13 protein-coding genes are annotated in these 18,476 nt (G+C 46.2%); 6 read left to right on the top strand and 7 right to left on the bottom strand.

Going from position 1 to position 18,476, the window contains the following annotated elements; translation table 11 throughout:
- Positions 1–62: 62 nt before the first annotated feature.
- The 3 genes from EHO61_RS01695 to EHO61_RS01705 form a co-directional block, all read right to left on the bottom strand.
- Positions 63–3,362 carry a transglutaminase family protein gene (locus EHO61_RS01695; protein ID WP_135811916.1) on the bottom strand — a complete coding sequence of 1,100 codons (3,300 nt, stop codon included), beginning with the start codon at positions 3,360–3,362 and terminating at the stop codon, positions 63–65.
- Between the two features lie 9 nt (positions 3,363–3,371).
- Complete coding sequence (locus EHO61_RS01700) at positions 3,372–4,316, bottom strand: alpha-E domain-containing protein (protein WP_135811917.1); 945 nt, start codon at positions 4,314–4,316, stop codon at positions 3,372–3,374.
- Positions 4,317–4,388: 72 nt separating this feature from the next.
- Entirely contained in the window at positions 4,389–5,819 is a 1,431-nt protein-coding gene (locus EHO61_RS01705; protein WP_135811918.1) for a circularly permuted type 2 ATP-grasp protein, read from the bottom strand.
- Positions 5,820–6,133: 314 nt separating this feature from the next.
- Between EHO61_RS01705 and EHO61_RS01710 the strand changes: the two genes are divergently transcribed.
- From EHO61_RS01710 to EHO61_RS01740, 6 genes are all read left to right on the top strand, one after another.
- Positions 6,134–6,466 (top strand): ArsR/SmtB family transcription factor, encoded by a 333-nt coding sequence (locus tag EHO61_RS01710; protein ID WP_135811919.1) that lies wholly within the window; start codon positions 6,134–6,136, stop codon positions 6,464–6,466.
- Between the two features lie 41 nt (positions 6,467–6,507).
- Positions 6,508–7,572: an ACR3 family arsenite efflux transporter gene (gene arsB / locus EHO61_RS01715; protein WP_135811920.1), complete on the top strand. Its 1,065-nt coding sequence runs from the start codon at positions 6,508–6,510 to the stop codon at positions 7,570–7,572.
- Positions 7,569–8,198, top strand: coding sequence for a low molecular weight phosphatase family protein (locus EHO61_RS01720; protein ID WP_135811921.1), 630 nt, complete (start codon positions 7,569–7,571; stop codon positions 8,196–8,198). The genes arsB and EHO61_RS01720 overlap by 4 nt, the downstream gene beginning before the upstream one ends.
- A 13-nt stretch (positions 8,199–8,211) precedes the next feature.
- The gene (locus EHO61_RS01725) at positions 8,212–9,456 is read left to right on the top strand and encodes a circularly permuted ATPgrasp domain protein (RefSeq protein ID WP_135811922.1); all 1,245 of its coding nucleotides are present in this window, start codon (positions 8,212–8,214) and stop codon (positions 9,454–9,456) included.
- Positions 9,457–10,117: 661 nt separating this feature from the next.
- A complete protein-coding gene (locus EHO61_RS01730) occupies positions 10,118–10,339 on the top strand; it encodes a hypothetical protein (protein ID WP_135811923.1) in 222 nt (73 codons plus the stop codon).
- Between the two features lie 511 nt (positions 10,340–10,850).
- On the top strand, positions 10,851–11,915 hold the full coding sequence (locus tag EHO61_RS01740) for an integrase core domain-containing protein (protein WP_135811924.1): 1,065 nt from the start codon (positions 10,851–10,853) through the stop codon (positions 11,913–11,915).
- A gap of 194 nt (positions 11,916–12,109) precedes the next feature.
- Here the strand turns inward: EHO61_RS01740 and EHO61_RS01745 are convergent, their stop codons facing one another.
- The 4 genes from EHO61_RS01745 to EHO61_RS01760 form a co-directional block, all read right to left on the bottom strand.
- The gene (locus EHO61_RS01745) at positions 12,110–13,195 is read right to left on the bottom strand and encodes a TIGR04388 family protein (protein WP_135811925.1); all 1,086 of its coding nucleotides are present in this window, start codon (positions 13,193–13,195) and stop codon (positions 12,110–12,112) included.
- A gap of 147 nt (positions 13,196–13,342) precedes the next feature.
- On the bottom strand, positions 13,343–14,173 hold the full coding sequence (locus EHO61_RS01750) for a hypothetical protein (protein WP_135811926.1): 831 nt from the start codon (positions 14,171–14,173) through the stop codon (positions 13,343–13,345).
- Between the two features lie 47 nt (positions 14,174–14,220).
- Positions 14,221–17,553, bottom strand: a complete 3,333-nt coding sequence (locus tag EHO61_RS01755) for a TIGR04388 family protein (RefSeq protein ID WP_167884782.1) — start codon at positions 17,551–17,553, stop codon at positions 14,221–14,223.
- A 99-nt stretch (positions 17,554–17,652) separates the two neighbouring features.
- Positions 17,653–18,474 (bottom strand): hypothetical protein, encoded by an 822-nt coding sequence (locus EHO61_RS01760; RefSeq protein WP_135811928.1) that lies wholly within the window; start codon positions 18,472–18,474, stop codon positions 17,653–17,655.
- Positions 18,475–18,476 lie beyond the last annotated feature (2 nt).

Raw genomic sequence — 18,476 nt, forward strand, 5'->3', positions numbered from 1 at the left:
AGTATTTTTGAGAAAGATTCTCAGAAATTGACGAATGTCAAGAGAAGCAGAAATTATGTCATTTAGGCAGAATTTTCTGCCCAACGAAGGTCTAGAGTATAAAAGGGAGAATTCTCTACTCTACGAGGGGGAGGAGAAGACCCAGCCGTATGACCGTCCGCGAAAAAGCGAGAGTTCCTGCGACTTTCCGCCTCAAAGGAGTTGATGGGAAAAGAATCATAGGCCCTTCCCCCCGGGTGCGAAACATAGTACCTGCAACCTCCCAGAGAACGTTGCGACCAGCTATCCCAGATATCGAAGACCAACGGGTTCTGTACGGGAAGATTCGGGTGCAAGGTAAACGGAGGATTCCACCCCTTAAATCGCACCCCTGCCACTGCCTCCCCTTTTTTGCCCGTGGAACGCAAAGGAACTTCGAAGCCGTTGCAGGACAGTCGGAACCGTTCCGGGACCCAACCCTCCATCCGAACCTGCAACCTTTCCAAGGCAGAATCCACGGAACGGGAAGTGCCGAAAGAGGAGGACTCCTCTCCCAAAACGTTCCAAGGCTCCAAGGCAAGACGCAGTTCCAGAAAGACAGCTTCCTTTTTCATGGTTCCATACACGGGAAAACGAAATTCGAAGAAGGGGAAAAAATCCTCGTCTTCCAGCGGATAACCGTGCTCCCGCAAATCGTTTAGGACTTCCCGAAAGTCGCTCCAAACATAGTGCGGCAATAGAAAGCGATCGTGGAGTTCCGTTCCCCAAAAAACGGGAGGCTTCCGATAGGGTTTTTCCCAAAACCTTCCCAACAAGGATACTACCAAAAGTTGTTGTACCACGCTCATTCTATAATGGGGGGGCATCTCGAAGGCGCGGAGTTCCACCAAACCCAATCTCGGGCCGGCGGGAGGATAGAGCTTATCGATGGAAATTTCCGCGCGGTGAGTATTCCCCGTCAGGTCCGTCAGCAAGTTTCGGAAGAGGCGGTCCACCAACCAAGGGGGAAGCTTCTTCGATTCGTCCACTTGCTTAGCGGCCAGAGAGAATTCGTACAAAGTTTCGTCCCTTCCTTCGTCTAGACGAGGAGCTTGGGAGGTAGGACCGACGAATAGACCGGAAAACAAATAAGATAAGGAAGGATGGTGCTGCCAATAGCTGACCAGACTGCGCAATAGATCCGGCCTCCTCAGAAAAGGACTGTCCGAAGGGGTAATGGCTCCTACCGTGATATGGTTCCCTCCTCCCGTTCCGGATTGCCTTCCGTCGATCTGGAATTTTTCCGCGCTCAGCTTTACCGCCTTGGCCTCTTCGTATAGAATTCGAGTCTTTTCCTCCAACTCCTCGAAATTGGAGGAAGGGTGAAGGTTCACTTCTATCACTCCCGGATCCGGTGTGATCCTGAAAAGGGAGAGTCGGGGATCGGAAGGAGGTTCGTAACCTTCCAATAGGATGGGGATTTCCGAATCCGCACAGGCGGATTCTATACTGGCCATCAACTCCAGCCAAATGTCCAGACGTTCCACCGGAGGTAGAAAGATCCGAAGAATTCCATGTCTAGGCTCAAGAACGAGAGTAGTGCGGATCGGAAGATCCCTACCGGCGGGAAAAAATGTTCCCTTTCCTTTCGCTCGGAACTTTCCTTTTTCATAAAGTTCCATATAGGAAGGGAGCTTTCCCCGATCGGAAATGTCCGTAAATAATGCGCTGGCTCGGAACGTTTCCGCAATGGAAGCGAAAGGCAGGCGGAATCCGGCAGGACTATCTCCGGGAACCAGGTACAATCTATCCCTACGAAATTTCCATTCGGAGCTTTCCCAACGTCGCTCAACGTAATCGTACTGCAGCGGCAAAGCGAACGCTTTTTGGAGCCGAAAGCCGTCGTCCAAAAGGGAAAGTAGCTTTTTTCTTTCGAGAGTCTCGAAAGAAAAATCCTCTTTTTCCGGACCTGCCTCCGCCTTGGAATTCCACTCGGGCAACTGCCCCTCCTTCCAAAGATAATAAAAACCGTCCTCGAACAAAGGATGAAGATGATCCGAGGAAAGACCTAAGGAAGCGCAGATTTTCTTTCCCAACGTTTCCGCGGATGCGAGATCGCGAACAGGATCCGCTTTTTTTTCCTCTCCCAAGGATGCCAAAACGGTTTCGTCGGACCATAGAATTTCCCCATCCCTTCTCCAAAATACGTTTAAGGACCAACGAGGGAGGGGCTCTCCCGGATACCATTTTCCCTGGGTGACCTGAACCACCGACCCCGGCGTCATCCGATTTCTCAATTTGGTCAGGAGCTCTTGGGATAGGCGTAGTTTTTCCGATCCCAATGCGGACGTATTCCATTGCGGGTCCTGGCGGTCCGTATCCGAAACGAAAGTCGGCTCCCCGCCGATGGAGATTCGAATATCCTGTTTCTTTAATCTACTATCGATCGTTCTCCCGGAATTCAGGATTCTCTCCCATTGGGATTCCGTATAAGGTTTCGTGACTCTGGGGGATTCCTGGATTCGCTTCACCTCCATCCTGAAATGGAATTTCGTATCCGCAGGATCCGAGTACCCGAATACGGGAGAGGCGCTAGACGGCTCCGGCACCGCCGCAAGAGGAATATGCCCTTCCCCGGCAAACAAACCCGAAGTAGGATCCAGCCCCACCCAGCCGGCTCCCGGCAAATATACTTCCGCCCAGGCATGAAGATCGGTAAAATCCTCCTTAGGTCCCTGAGGGCCGTCGGTAGGGACCTCGTCCGGTCTCAGTTGGATCAGATAACCGGAAACGAAGCGGGCGGCCAAACCGATATGCCGTAAGATCTGTACTAGCAGAAAGGCGGAATCACGGCAGGAACCCGACTTCCTCTCCAAAGTTTCGGTGCAGGATTGGACTCCGGGTTCCATCCGAATCACGTAGGATACGTCCTCGTACACTTTTTGGTTCAGACGCACGAGATAATCCACTGTTCTCGCCGTATGGAGGATTCCTTCCTTTCTCAATTTCGAAATATAATCGGCTAACGCATAACTACCGTCCGTAGCGCTGAGATACGGAAGGAGTTCTTTCCTTAACGTATCGGAATAAACGAAAGGTGTATTCTCCGCTTCGGGCTCCAGAAAAAAATCGAAAGGGTTCAAAACGTGGATTTCGGCGACCAAATCCACCAGAATCCGAAGGCAACTCGTCTTTTCCGGAAACACCAACCTGGCTTGGTAATTGCCGAAAGGATCCTGCTGCCAATTTAGGAACTGCTTGGAAGGATCCACTTGAAGCGAATAGGACACGATCTTCGTCCGGGAATGAGGCGCAGGACGGAGTCTGATCACGTGGGGAGAAAGAGAAACGGGCCTATCGTAAAGATAGGACGTTTCGTGCGTTAAGGAAACCAATAAGGGCATTCTACGATTCTAATTCCTGAAATAAGTTTCGTCCAATTCCGTGGCGATACCGTTCAAACGTATTTGAAGCCGATCCAGATACTCATGCATACCGCTACCGAAAATTTCGTCAATGGAGGCGTAATTCATTTCCGATAAGAGAAGTCCTACGCGACGCTCCACTTCGTTCGCATACGAGTCCTTATCCGTACCGCTCAATATCTTAAGACTGTCGAAAGTCCGATTCAGACAGAATCGGATGGCTCTCGGAAAAAGTTTGTCCAAAATCAGAAATTGAGCGATGTTCTTAGGAGTGATCCTGGTATAGAAGCGGTTGAACATCTCGTGAGCGCTCGCGGATTTGAGCAGAGACAACCATTGCAACAGATCCAAGGTGGCCCCCGCCTCCTCGTGGGATGGAAGAAGAATGAAATATTTCATATCCAGAATCCGAGTCGTCTTATCGGCGCGTTCCAGCAGTCTTCCTAAAAGTGCGAAGTGCCAGACCTCGTCGTGGGAAATCGTGGCCTCCTGACAACCGTAAAACAGAAGACATTGGTTGCGGATCGACTTGAAAAACTCGACGATACCGGGCATATCCGATTCTTCGAATTTTTTCCTCGCCTTGAAATTCAGATAAAACTCGTTGATAACTTCCCACATGGGAGTGGAGATATTCTCCCGGATCGTCCTCGCATTTTCCCTGGCTCTGAGCACACAGTTCACGATGGAGTTGGGATTTTCCGTATCAAGGCTCATGAAATGAATCACGTTTTCCTTGGTAGGATGGGAATATTTTTTGGTAAAAAGCTCGTTGTCTCCCGTGGTATAAACCAAGGGCATCCACTGACGGCTCGCGTCCTCGTTCAAATCCAAGGAAAGTTGAAAATTTACGTCCAAAAAGCGGGAATAATTCTCCGCTCTTTCCATGTATCTGTTCATCCAGTACACGGATTCCGCAACTCTACTCAGCATGGGAAACCTCTCTAGTTGTTCTTTTTACTTCGGTTCCGCTTGCCGGGAATCTTTCCCCCGGTACCTATCCGCCTATTCCTGCCCCATCACCCAAGTATCCTTAGAACCTCCTCCTTGGGAGGAATTCACCACCAAGGATCCTTTCCTCAAAGCGACACGAGTCAACCCGCCGGGCATAACGTAGGTATCTTCCCCGTATAGTATGAAGGGGCGCAAGTCCACATGCCTTCCTTCCAATTTATCCTCCACGAGAGTGGGAACGCGGGAAAGACTGAGTACGGGTTGGGCGATATAATTCCTAGGATCCGCATCGATCTTAGCCAAGAATTCCTGTTGTTCCCTTCGACTCGCCGTCGGACCTATGATCATTCCGTATCCACCGGCTCCGTTCGCGGCTTTTACCACCAGGTTACCGATATTCTCACGTACGTAACTCAGATCCTTTTCCCTGGAGCAGAGATACGTAGGAACGTTCGGAATGATCGGATCCTCTCCCAAATAATATCTGATGATCTCCGGGACAAAAGAGTAAATCACCTTGTCGTCGGCCACGCCCGTTCCGGGGGCATTTGCCAAAGCAACATTCCCTTTTTTGAAAGCGCCGAAAATTCCGGGAACCCCCAAGAGAGAATCCTTTCGGAATACTTTCGGATCCATAAAGATGTCGTCGATCCTGCGATACAGTACGTCAACCTGCCTTAAGCCGCGGGTCGTTCGCATGAATAGATAATCGTCCTTGACTAAAAGGTCGGTCCCTTCCACGAGCGGAACTCCCATCCGAGAAGCCAAAAAGCTATGTTCATAATAGGCGGAATTATATATGCCGGGAGTCAACACGGCTATACTCGGATTCGGTTTTCCGGAGACGCGCTCCAGCATTCCCCTCAATCGGATCGGATAGTCGTAAATCGGACGGACGGACAGGCTCGCGAAAAGTTCAGGGAACGTCTTCTTCATTACTTCACGATTTTCTAATACATAAGAGACTCCTGACGGACAGCGAAGATTGTCCTCGAGGACGAGCATTCTCCCCTCCCCGTCTCTTACCAGATCGGTGCCGGTGATATGAATCCAAGTTCCTTTCGGAGGAACGATTCCCTTGCATTCCTTCAGATATCCCGTGCTGCTATACAGGATCTCGGCGGGGACCACTCCGTCTCGGATGATCTTTTCGTCCCCATAGACGTCTTGGATGAAAAGATTCAAGGCCCGAATTCTCTGCTTCAAGCCTTCCTCCAATTTCCTCCACTCGTGAGCCGTGACGATTCTAGGAATGATATCGAAAGGCATGATCCTTTCCTCTTCCTCGTCGTCACCGTAGACGTTGAACGTAATCCCTAGAGAAAGGAGCGCTTTTTCCGCGGAAGACTTGCGGCGAAACAATTCCTTATCGTCCATCCTCTCGATTCTGGACTTCAAGATGTGATAACTTTGGCGAATCCCCCCCTCGGGAGAAAACATCTCATCATAAAAAGAATCGGTTTGGTAATTCGTTAGGAGCATAAACCTCCTCCTTCTCGACAGAAAGACTGAATTCCCCCTTTCAAGAAACAAGCAGAATTTAAATTACTCGCCTATTTTTTAAACTCAATATAAATATATGTTCAAAAAATAGACATATAACCCGAATATAGAACAAACTGCAGAGGGTTTGGCAGGCCCTTAGTGCCTTCCGGCGCTTCCTGCCACCGGAGAAGAGCCTAGTACTGCCCTACAGGACCGTACGACCTTCCTTATGTTTTCTCATTTGTTGCAAGCCTTGATAAAATTCGCTTTCTTCCCCGGGCTTTTTCCGCCGCATTGGTGTGGTAAAAGAGATGGGAATCACAAAGACTCAGCTATTCAACAAAAGGCAGAATAAAATCGCCTCCTACGCCAAAGCCTTAGGACATCCGGCTCGAATAGCGATCCTAGAGTCGGTACTAAAGAAAAAAGCCTGCATATGCGGGGATTTAGTGGATGAACTCGGACTCGCCCAAGCTACGATTTCCCAACACTTAAAGGCATTGAAAGAAGTCGGGATTCTCCAAGGAACCGTCGAAGGACCTTCGATCTGCTACTGTATCGACAAGAAAGTCTGGGAAGAAATCGGCGGTTATTTCAATACCCTACTTTCCCGAATGCCCGAAAACGAAAATTCCTGCCGGTAAATTCATTTGACATTAATCGCAACATTGCGATAAAGCGATTAATGGATCAAAAACCCCTTCCCGAAAAACGATTATCGTTTATAGATCGATTCCTCACCCTTTGGATTTTTATCGCCATGGGAATCGGAATGGCCCTGGCCACTTGGTCTCCCGGCTCCGTGGAATGGATCCGAAGATCCGAGTTCGGAGGAACGAATGTGCCGATCGCGATCGGTCTGATCTTCATGATGGTTCCTCCTTTAGCGAAAGTAAATTTCCTAAGAATCCCGAAAGCGTTCGGCCGAACGGATCTGATTTTTTATTCGCTCGTTTTAAACTGGATTGTCGGACCTTTATTGATGTTCGGTTTGGCGTTCCTTTTCTTTCCGGACAATCCGGAGTATAGAGTCGGACTGATTCTGATCGGAATCGCTCGTTGTATCGCGATGGTTTTAGTTTGGAACGATCTCGCGGAGGGTGACAGAGAGGTCGCGGCCGGTCTCGTAGCTTTAAATAGTATCTTTCAACTTCTTCTCTACGGCAGTCTGGCCTATTTCTTTGTGGGCATATTACCGGGAACATTGGGGCTTCCGAATTCGTTCTTAGAAATCCGCTACTGGGATATCGCATCTAGCGTATTGATTTATCTGGGGATTCCGTTTCTATTGGGATGGGGAATTCGTAACGTCGGTATTCGCGTAAAGGGAGAGGAATGGACGACGAATCGATTCCTTCCCGCGATTTCTCCGATCACTCTGATCTTTCTACTCCTGACGATCGTATTCATTTTCAGCCTCAAAGGGGATTCGCTTCTTAATATACCGTTCGATGTGCTGAAAATATCCGTTCCTCTTCTGATCTATTTCGTTATCATGTTTTTCCTCAGTTTCGGCCTAGGAATTCTGGTCAAAGCGGATTATCCGAGAAACATAGCGGTCTCTTTTACCGCTGCAGGAAATAATTTCGAACTCGCGATAGCGGTCGCCATCGGAACGTTCGGACTGGCATCGGGACAAGCCTTCGTCGGAATCGTCGGCCCTTTAGTCGAGATTCCGGTGCTTGTTCTCCTAGTTGAGATCGCAAAGAAACTCCGAAATCAGTTCTATCTTAAGGAAAAAGCGATATGAGCTCGCTATACGAATCCATAAAGAATTTCATAGCGACAAGGGAATCGGAACAATCCCTAATACCGCAAGAACGAAAAGAGAACTTACTTCGATTTTCAAAGTCGATCAGGGAAATGAGGAACGGGCAGAGTTACTCGGAAATGATCTTCGTTTGTACGCACAATTCACGACGGAGTCAAATCGCCCAAATGTTCGCTTTAGTCTGCGCGGAATATCTCGGAATTTCCGGGATAGGCTCCTATTCGGGAGGAACGGAGATCACCGCCTTCCATCCGAACTCCGTCCGAGCTCTTACGGAAATAGGGTTTAAAATCGAAAAAGAAAAGAATACCGAAGATAACCCGAGGTATTGGGTTTCCTACAAAGAAAACAATGTACCGATTCTCGCGTTTTCGAAATTATATTCGGATGTCGTAAATCCGAGCAAAAAGTTTATTGCGGTTATGGTATGTTCTTCCGCGGACGAAGCCTGTCCGTTTGTTCCCGGAGCCGAAGTCAGAATTAGTCTTCCTTATCCCGATCCGAAATCGTCCGATGGCACACCTCAAGTTCTTGAGGAATATATAAAAACTTGCGAAACGATTGCGAGAGAGCTTCTTTTTGTGATGAAGAATGTCGCAACGTAAAGGAGAAACGCCTATGCCGACGAATTTAGCGGAAGTGCTGAACGAGCACTGTTCCTGTTCCACTTTGAACAAAGAGATTCTCAGCAAGAGGTCTTCCTCGGAAAACGGGAATTACGGGATCGAGCGCTTTTATTCCGAAACTCCTTCGTTTATCAATGCGTCCGAGAAAAAGAAAATCCAGGAGATTCTTTCCGCGATCAGAAATACGATCCGACTTCCGAAAGTAAAGAACCTACTGTTAGCGGATTGCGCGGAAAAGGATAAAAACCCGGATATATCGGGAGGAGTATTTCTGAGCCTGGACTTTCATATCGCCAAAGAAGGTCCCAAACTGATCGAAATCAATACGAATGCAGGCGGCGCTTTTTTGCAGTTAAAACTTCTGGAAGCGCAGATCGGTTGCTGCGAGGCGGTCCATCTTGCATTGCCGAACTCCGAGACCTTGAAAGAGATAGAAGAAAAATTTTACGCTTCTTTTCTTCGCGAATGGAACGACAAAGGCCGCACCGGAACTCCGAATTTTATCGCCATCGTGGACGAAAATCCGTCCGATCAGTTTTTATATCCGGAGTTTCTACTCTTCCGTGATCTATTCAAGTCGAAAGGAATTTATGCCGAAATCTTGGATCCGAGACAGATAGAAAGGATCGACGACGAACTGTACTTCGGAAGTGGAAAAATCGATCTCATCTATAATCGTCTGACCGATTTTCATTTGTCGGAATCCTCGAACGCTTTTATTCGAAGAGCTTGGGAGCGCGGAAATGTCGTACTAACTCCGAATCCTCTCGACTATGATGTATTCGCCAGAAAGACGAATTTGTCCGTTCTTTCCGATAACGAATTCCTTTTAAGGGCAGGCCTGAACCGTAGGGACGCGGAAATCCTGAAAGCTTCCGTACCTGTATCACAAATCGTAACCCCCGGGAACGCGGAACAACTTTGGGAGAACCGGAAGCGCATATTCTTCAAACCGAAGGAGGGATTCGGAAGCAAGGCCGCTTATTTCGGAGGAAAATTAACGAAGAATAAATTTTCGGAAATCGTGCAAGGGGAATATATCGGCCAGGAATTCATCCCTCCTTCGAAGAGAATCACGTCCGTCACTGGACAAGAAACGGATTTGAAAATGGACGTAAGGGCTTATATCTATCGTGACGAAATTCTTCTTTTAGCGAGTCGTTTGTACCAAGGACAAACGACGAATTTCAGAACGGAAGGAGGAGGATTTTCCCCCTTATATGTGATTCCTGATTGATAGGAATATTCGCGCCCACTTGCAACAGATCCCTCGACACTGCCACTGTACGGAGCCAAGACGTTAGCCTTCGCAACCTGAGCTGCCGTCTTCTCCAGCTTGCACAACCTTCGCTTCGTTCGCTACTTTCGTCGCCTCGCTCGCTACTGTCTCGCTTCCTCCTCCTTCTGTAAGTACCGTAAACGCTACCGCCGCCGCAAATTCGATCCCTTTTCTCTGGCCGCGCCCCTCAATACTTTCGTTTATTCTAATACCTTCATGTTTCTACTCTCGGGTCAGGCTCTCACCTTCGGTCAAGTTATTGCGCTCTCCTTTGATTAACCGATCTTCTTCAACCCCCAATAACTTGACCACGGCTCGATCCTTCGCGGGGCCTACGTGGAGATTCTTTAGGACAAGTGCAGAGTAATTTTAGGCTCAGGGAAGTTTGCTATTTCCTATTAAAGAATTCCAATTCAATTGCAAATTTTTATGACTAAAATGCTTGAAGTTATAGTTTATAAACTATAACTTCGTATATGTATACTGGAAAGGATCCTCGGGGTCTCAGTAGGTTTTCAGTCAATCGTCAGTTGTCATACGTTTAAAATTGACCAGATAGATGAATTGAACGCTCAAGTAAGACAAGAACTTGCTAAAGAACCTTGAGGTAAGAAACGCAATGATTCGAACAAGACTCACTCCTAAAAATACCGACCTCCATCTTTCTATTCCAGAAGGCTATGTGGGAAAAAGTATAGAAGTTCGACTCTATGCCATCGACGAACTGAAGGAAGAATCAGTTAACACTGTTACCATGAAAGATTTTCGCGGCACCCTCTCTAAAGAAACCGCTACCGAACTACAGAAAAAAGTAAATATAGACCGCAACGAATGGAGTTAAAATTCATCCTTGATACCAACGCGATTATCGATCATCTTGCGAATGAACTCCCTATCTCTGGTGCATCCTTTTTGGATACAATTCCGCCTGTCATATCTGTCATCTCTCAGATAGAACTATTAGGTTGGTCTAAGACTACAAAGGAAAAACTTATCAGTATCGAAAACTTCATTTCAAAAGCTCGAATCTTTCCACTCGACGATACCGTTGTTCAAAAAACGATTCAAATTCGCCAAAACCACAAAATCAAAACTCCTGACGCGATCATGCGGCTACGACTATCATCCACGATCTAGTTCTAATTACTAGAAATACGACAGACTTCCACCCCATTCCCAATCTACAAATCATAGATCCTTGGAATATCTAAGAAAATTCTTTAAAACCTTTATGCCCCAAGCGACATATAATAGAGAAAGTCCGAAATATATCTTATACATATTCATATTGATTACAATTTTCGAAAAAACTCCTGCTCACTCAACGCGAATATTTACTAAAGAAATCAACAATGTATTATAAGTTATCCCTCCTGACAAACTTCTTCTTTCTATTTTACTTCCTGTCTCAGCGCAAAACGGAAACCCAAACTGAACTTCAAATCCTATTCCTAAAGACCCAAATAGTAGCCTACAAAAGAAGAACGAAAAAGTTTCATACCGAACCTTTCCAACGACTAACCCTCGTTTTACTTTCCTATGTTCTCTACGATTGGAAAACGAATCTCGCTATCGTTTCCCCCAACACCCTTCTCACTTGGAGAAAGCAGAAATTTAAAACTTTTTGGGCAACGATTTCCAAACGAAAAAAGACCGGACGACCCAATGTACCATGGCCCCTAATCAAGCTCATTCGAAGGATCGCAAAAGAAAATCGAATCTGGGGAGCAACAAAGCTTCACGGCTTGCTACAAAAAATCGGATACGACATTTCCGAAAGGACTGTCTCTAAATACATCCCGAAGAGACCGACCGATCCGAAGAAACGACTTCTATGGAAACAATTCTATTCTCTACATGCAGATGCCATGGTTGTTTCGGATACACTCACCGTTTATTCCATTAATTTTAGAAAGATCTTTCGAGTGGCATTCTTTCTTCACATAGGAACTAGGCAGATTTTACATTTCGACATCCATACCAATCCTACCACCAAATGGATGAGAAAAGTTCTGAAATGTGCCGTCAAAAAAAGAGGCGGAAAAAATTTTCATTACTTTCTTTCCGACAACGACCCTCTCTTCGGAAAGAGATTCACAAAATATTTACAAAGAATCGGAATTAAACCCAAGAAAACTTCTCCCCGTTCTCCATGGCAAAACTGTTATGCAGAACGATGGATTAAGACTTGCAGAAACGAATTCTTGGATTTTTTCATCCCTGCAAACGAATACCATCTCAGAACGCGCTTAGAAGAATATATACACTTCTACAACCATCATCGAACCCATTTAGCCCTGGACAAGGACACTCCGGTCCCTTCGCCTGTTCTGGAAAGACCGCCCGATGCAAAGCTCGTTTCCACTCCCGCTCTTGGCGGATTATATCATTCCTATTCCTACGAAAAAGTCGCGTAAGTTGAATTAACAACTAAGGTTAAACCGTCACATTCGGAATTCTGAATGCATAAGAGCTATGCTCGGAGCAGAGAATCAGTTCTTTAAAGTCGCTATTTATCTTACCAACAAATACAGATTTGCATTTTCTTTGATTCAAATATTAAATATTTTAGCATTTCTTATCTGCTATGTATTCGATTCATTCTGTTATTTTAATTTTTGCGAGGCTCAACGCTCGTTCCTTTCTGAGAGTTCTCGATCGCATGTTCTTGGATGAATGCTAAGTTCAGATCGTTTTGGAAGTTGATATTCCCTTCTAACTTCTCGAATCTTCCTGTTTGTGTGTTGTAGTTTACGGATGCAACTGTAGATCCTTTAAACTGACCGCTTAAGTTCAGTCTTCCGTCTGTAGAGTAATTCAGTGTGAATCCGTGACCTCGTAAGTTCGGAGGAAGTTTCCCATCTCCGTAGTTGTAGTATCCTCCTATGCTTGAGGTTCCGTCCTTACTCACGCTCGCTGTGAGTCCTCCGTGGTGCTTCGCCCCCGGATCCTTTCCGAACAGATCCACTCCTCCGCTGACGGATGCGTTCCCGCTATTCGCGTTATAGTTTACTCCTGCAAATCCAAGTCCCTCTCCGCCGGCTCCCTTAAAGTTGTAGTTCACGTTTACATCCACTCCGCTTCCCGGAGCAAAACTCAATCCTGCGTTTAACGGAAGGCTATCCGTAGCGATGGCTACTCCCCCTCCCCAGCCCCCCGCTTGTGAATCTTCTCCTAAAAGGATGTCTTTGTTTTGGTGAGGAGTCCAGCTCACGAATCCTGTCATCGGGAGGTTCGAGCCCATTGTCACCGTGCTGATGATTCCGTTCAACAGTCCTGCTATTGCGCCGTTTGTTCCTCCTAACTCATCTCCGATCCAAGTCTGTCCGACGGTACTCACCGCTCCTGCGATCAGTTGGCCGTTTGTGAGTTGCAGTCTCGCCATGTTCCCGCCTACTTCGAACAGATCCCGGGACACTGCGATTGATCTTAACCAAGATGTGTCTTTTGCTACCTGGGCTGCTGTCTCCGCAGTGGTTGCGATCTCTTCTCCTGCTTGTACTACCTTCGCGTCGTTTGCGACCTCGGCGGTGACGCTCGTGATCGTCTCGCTTCCTCCTCCTTCTGTAAGTACCGTAAACGCCACCGCTGCTGCGAATTCGATTCCTTGTTCTAAATCCAACAGTCTCTGTTTTCTTGCCTGTTTCTTCGCTTCTCCTCCTTTGGCCGCGTCCCTCGCATTTTCCTTTATTACGATACCTTCATGTTTCTACTCTCGGGTCAGGCTCTCACCTTCGGTCAAGTTATTGCGCTCTCTTTTGAAATAGCCGGATTTACTTTTTCAATTCAATAACTTGACCCCGGCTCGATCCTTCGCGGAGTTGTAAGCGAGGATCTCATCGGATTACTTTAGATTATTGTATTTCTCGTATTCGGAATCCTTTAAAAAGTTTGTAATCTCGCTCACACAGGTATGTTCTTTTAGCTTTGGATCGTTTCCTTCGTAGATAGAGATAAACTCGATCGCGACTACTATGTAATTTCCGCTCAAACGAGTATTTTTGAATTTATTGGCAAATTCCACTATCTCCTTATAATTCTTTATCTCGATCTTTTGATAACCGGGTTTATCAGGAAGTTCTACTCGTTGCTTACCCAAATATACAAAATCGCTAAAAATGGTGCCTCTTCCCACTCCCTTCCCTACATTCTTTGGCACCAAGTAGTGAACATCGATTTCATGTGGTCGTGAGTAAGCAAAGTATTTCTTGAATTTCCCCTGTATGTTTCCAGGAAGAATATAGAATATGCTACGATCTATATCTATATCACTTGCAACCACCTCTCCGATCGCTTTTCCTTGTCCCGTGCACCAGAATGTCGAAGACCATTTATCTTGAACTCGATAGGCGTTAAAAGCGCAAGTTTGCCTGACCCATTCAATTTCTTTTTCTCCCCCTTTAGGTCTCGCTTTTAGGAGAGGCACATTAAAAGGATTCGGAAAGTACGAAGTAGACCAAGCCATGCCTTCAGATTTGTCATCAGAATCAGATGCAACGAGTCGAGCCGGAAACAAATCATAGGGCCTTAGCATAGATAAACCTTTTAAGGACTCATTATTTTTAATACTAAAGCAATCCTTCTCATATATGTATTCTTGTGGAAACAGGGGGCCATAAAATATCCATACTCCAAGAATCAAGGAAATCCATGATAAACGTCTATAAATGCTCATATTTCAACCATATCCGAACTTTTAATGCTGGACCTTATTTTACAATATTATTTTTTCTTACTGGTCACAAATCCGTGATCCGGGAGGAACCTTGGATCGTTATATCTGTATCGGTTGTATCTCCCATCTCCGGAGTGGTAATTTGCATTCAAATCCCCTAATGGATCTTGGACAATGAATCCATGTTTGTCATAGCCAACAACCGTAACCATGTGCGCGTATGGACCTAATTTTCCACCAATAATCACACGATTTCCTTTTCTCAATTCATGCTTGATATATTCAAAAAGTTGCTTCATTTGAGGAGATTCGTTAATTGATTTCTTATACCCGATTACTGCAGACCTATAATCTTCCGTATCCTTGCCACCGTAAAAATTAGGGTCGGGTTCTTCAGCGACGTTCTTATGAGAGAATTCGAATTTGTTAGCCTTACCACCCTCTCTACGATTTAGTTCATATCCGTATTTTTCTGAAATGACTTTCATTTTCTGAACGTAATCCAGTTGAGAGGGCCTCAAAGGAGGATTTAATGTTGCCCCATAGTCCGCCAAGTCTCTTGCAATCATGACCTCAAGACGACCGTATTTTTGCATCTGCTCCGGAGTCATTTTGAATCCTCTCGCCTGCAAATCCATAGCCAATGTGTTCGAATTACAGATATGGGTGTCTAACACAGGGTTCGAACTGAAAATCCCTCCAGGACCATCATGTACTTTAGGTTTACCGTTATAGGTTTCTCCTTGATAATTCGCCCCTAATTGAGAGTGACTTTGTCCATCTATATGAAGTATTCCTCCGTCAGTCTCTATCATCGATGTAACGGATTTACTAGAAGTGATTGTTCCTTTTCCATCCGGATTTACAAACTTAAAGGATTTCTTTCCATTAACATCTGTTATCAACGGAACTTCTATTCCTTTATCCTTCAACGCTATACGAACTTCGTCTCGATAGTATTGTGGGTTCTCTTTGAAATCGGGAGTATTTCCGTACACTTTGTCTCTACCGGTAAGTTGGCGAAACTTCTCATCAAATGTCTTCGTTTCTTTATAATACTTCCCTAAGTTCCCTCCTTCCTGCAACTGGACTGCTTCTACTTTACCTCCCTTTGTTTCACGGAAAGAAAGTGTATCCTTCTTGCCATACTGGTTCTCCTCTGAGACGTATCCCAATTCTCTTCTTTGGATGATTTTGCCGTTCTTATCCTTCTTCTCTGGAGTAATTTCTTCTCGATTCCAAGTCTTGCCTTCAAAGGTAAAAGACTCTCGGGCAAGTAGTTTTTCCATTTTCTCTTTGGGTGTTAGATTCGGATCTTTCAGGATTGCTTGAGTCGTCTCATCATAGTTATGAACCAGTGCAAGGTCATTCCCGATCCGGATAAAATAGTTGTGATTCCCGGACATCTCAAGGTTGTACACCTTCTCGTTCTCTCTGACTTCACGGATCTCTTCTATCTCGAGTGTTCCTTCTACTTCAGTTTTCCAATTCGCTTCTACTACGCCGTTAAACGGATTCCCTTGGAGCGCAATAGACGCGTATGCAAGTCTCTCCGTCAAAGCAGGGGTCTTTTTCAATCTCGATTTCATTCGGGCTCTCTGGATACTCTGTTTCGTAATGCTTCTATCTCCGGGTTTTAAGTCTTCTGCCTTCGCCCATACGTCTCCGGCGACTCCTGAATTCTTACTTCTTTCTCCTGCGTTTAAGATGGCAAATGGGTGGTTCCAAGTTGTCGTCACAATTCCTCCGTTCCCATAACGAAGTTTGTTGACTACCTTCACATTGTGCGTGATCACCTCTTCAATCTCCTGGATCTCGATTTCACCTGTCTCTTCGTTTAACGTATATGCCTTGTCTCCGGATTTTAGTTCGTTTAACCTTCTGTATCCTTTTACCGTCCAAATTTCCTGACTACCCTCAAAGCACGTCTTCGTTCGAAACGTATTCTCCGCAGTGTCCACTGCACTCAAGCCAGTGTTCGCTCCACCGAAGGCGAGTAGCACGTCACCCAGAACCCGGTTCGTCAACTTCTGCCAAGTCTCTGTCACAGAAGGTTCAAATTCAACTTTGACCCCGAGTCGATCTCCTGCTGTCTTCAGTTGCAGTTTGAACAAATCTCTTTTCTCTTGCGTATCCAGTTTGGCTTTGCGGGATTCAAAGAGTTCGTTGATCTTGTTTGTACCCTCCGGATCTCTGAGAAGAACGCTCAGTTCCGATTTGGAGAGTTCTCCCATCTCCACCAAGAGTCTTCCAGTCATCTCCGCGACTACGCTCGTTCCTTTTTGAGAATTCTCGATCGCATGTTCTTGGATGAATGCTAAGTTCAGATCGTTTTGGAAGTTGATATTCCCTTCTAACTTCTCGAATCTTCCTGTTTGTGTGTTGTAGTTGACCGATGCGACCGTAGATCCCTTAAACTGACCGCTTAAGTTCAGTCTTCCGTCTGTAGAGTAGTTCAGTGTGAATCCGTGGCCTCGTAGATTTGGGGGAAGTCTTCCGTCTCCGTAGTTGTAGTATCCACCTATGCTTGAGGTTCCGTCCTTGCTCACGCTCGCTGTGAGTCCTCCGTGGTGTTTCGCCCCCGGATCCTTTCCGAACAGATCCACTCCTCCGCTGACGGATGCGTTTCCGCTTCCTGCGTTATAGTTCACTCCTGCAAAGCCAAGTCCTTCTCCGCCGGCTCCTTTGAAGTTGTAGTTCACGTTTACGTCTACGCCACTTCCCGGAGCAAAGGAGAGCCCTGCGTTTAACGGAAGGCTATCCGTAGCGATGGCTACTCCTCCTCCCCAACCCCCTGCTTGTGCATCTTCTCCGAGTAGAATGTCTTTGTTTTGGTGAGGAGTCCAGCTCACGAACCCTGTCATCGGGAGGTTCGAACCCATTGTCACTGTGCTGATGATTCCGTTGAGCAGTCCCGCTATTGCTCCGTTTGTTCCTCCTAACTCATCTCCGATCCAAGTTTGTCCGACGGTACTCACCGCTCCTGCGATCAGTTGGCCGTTGGTTAACTGAAGTCTCGCCATGTTCCCGCCTACTTCGAACAGATCCCGGCTCACTGCGATGGTTCTTAACCAAGATGTATCTTTTGCTACCTGGGCCGCTGTCTCTGCACTCGTCGCGATCTCTTCTCCTGCTTGTACTACCTTCGCGTCGTTTGCGACCTCGGCGGTCACGCTCGTGATTGTCTCGCTTCCCGCTCCGTCTGTGAGTACCGTAAACGCCACCGCTGCTGCGAATTCGATTCCTTCTTCGATGTCCAACAGTCTTTGTTTTCTTGCCTGTTTCTTTGCTTCTCCTCCTTTGGCCGCGCCCCTCGCATTTTCCTTTATTCTAATACTTTCACGTTTCCAGTCTCGGGTCAGGCTCTCGCCTTCGGTCAAGTTATTGCGCTCTTTTGAAATAGCAAAACTTCCTTCACCCCCCAATAACTTGACCACGGTTCGATCCTTCGCGGAGTTGTGAGTGAGGATCTCATCGGATTACTTTAGATTATTGTATTTCTCGTATTCGGAATCCTTTAAAAAGTTTGTAATCTCGCTCACACAGGTATGTTCTTTTAGCTTTGGATCGTTTCCTTCGTAAATCGAAATGAATTCGATCGCGACTACGATATAGTTTCCGCTCCCTCGGAGTTTCTTATTTTTGTTTGCGAAATCTAATATCTCTTTGTAATTCCTCATCTGGATTTTCTGGTAGCCGGGTTTATTCGGAAGTTCTACTCTCTGTTTTCCAAGATACACAAAATCTCCCACAATTGTTCCGCTACCATCTCCTCGACCCACTACTTTAGGCACCAAATAATGGACGTCGATCTCATGAGGACGGGAATATGAAAGAAAACCTTTCATTTCTCCTTGGTAATAGCCTGGAATAATTTGAAAATAATCGTGGTCTAGATCGATTAAACTAGCCACGACCTCGCCGACTCCAAGCCCTTCTGCCGTACACCAGAAAGTATCTGACCATTTATCTTGTACTCGAAAAGCGGTAAAGTTACATGTACCTTTTACCCATTCCACTTCTGCTTTTCGATCTCCTTTCGGTCTTGTTTTGGCAAGAGGTCTATGAAACGGATTCGGAAAATATGAAGTAGACCAACTCATCCCATTAGCTTTAATCGCAGAAGAAGATGTCACCATCCTCATGGGATATTCATCATAGGGACGGAGATTCTTCAGTTGTTTTAAACTAACGTTATTCTTCTCACTAAAACAATCCCTTTCGTAGATGTCTTCTTGAGCAAATAACCCGGATGAACAAATTACTAATCCTATGTATAGTATATGCTTAAAGTATTTCACTG

Source organism: Leptospira fluminis (genome assembly GCF_004771275.1).
GTDB lineage: Bacteria > Spirochaetota > Leptospiria > Leptospirales > Leptospiraceae > Leptospira_B > Leptospira_B fluminis.

What these genes read in the sequence shown, in the direction of transcription:
- EHO61_RS01695 (WP_135811916.1), bottom strand. Translation starts at nt 3,362, where the DNA reads ATGCCCTTATTGGTTTCCTTAACGCACGAAACGTCCTATCTTTACGAT.
- EHO61_RS01700 (WP_135811917.1), bottom strand. Translation starts at nt 4,316, where the DNA reads ATGCTGAGTAGAGTTGCGGAATCCGTGTACTGGATGAACAGATACATG.
- EHO61_RS01705 (WP_135811918.1), bottom strand. Translation starts at nt 5,819, where the DNA reads ATGCTCCTAACGAATTACCAAACCGATTCTTTTTATGATGAGATGTTT.
- EHO61_RS01710 (WP_135811919.1), top strand. Translation starts at nt 6,134, where the DNA reads ATGGGAATCACAAAGACTCAGCTATTCAACAAAAGGCAGAATAAAATC.
- arsB (WP_135811920.1), top strand. Translation starts at nt 6,508, where the DNA reads ATGGATCAAAAACCCCTTCCCGAAAAACGATTATCGTTTATAGATCGA.
- EHO61_RS01720 (WP_135811921.1), top strand. Translation starts at nt 7,569, where the DNA reads ATGAGCTCGCTATACGAATCCATAAAGAATTTCATAGCGACAAGGGAA.
- EHO61_RS01725 (WP_135811922.1), top strand. Translation starts at nt 8,212, where the DNA reads ATGCCGACGAATTTAGCGGAAGTGCTGAACGAGCACTGTTCCTGTTCC.
- EHO61_RS01730 (WP_135811923.1), top strand. Translation starts at nt 10,118, where the DNA reads ATGATTCGAACAAGACTCACTCCTAAAAATACCGACCTCCATCTTTCT.
- EHO61_RS01740 (WP_135811924.1), top strand. Translation starts at nt 10,851, where the DNA reads ATGTATTATAAGTTATCCCTCCTGACAAACTTCTTCTTTCTATTTTAC.
- EHO61_RS01750 (WP_135811926.1), bottom strand. Translation starts at nt 14,173, where the DNA reads ATGAGCATTTATAGACGTTTATCATGGATTTCCTTGATTCTTGGAGTA.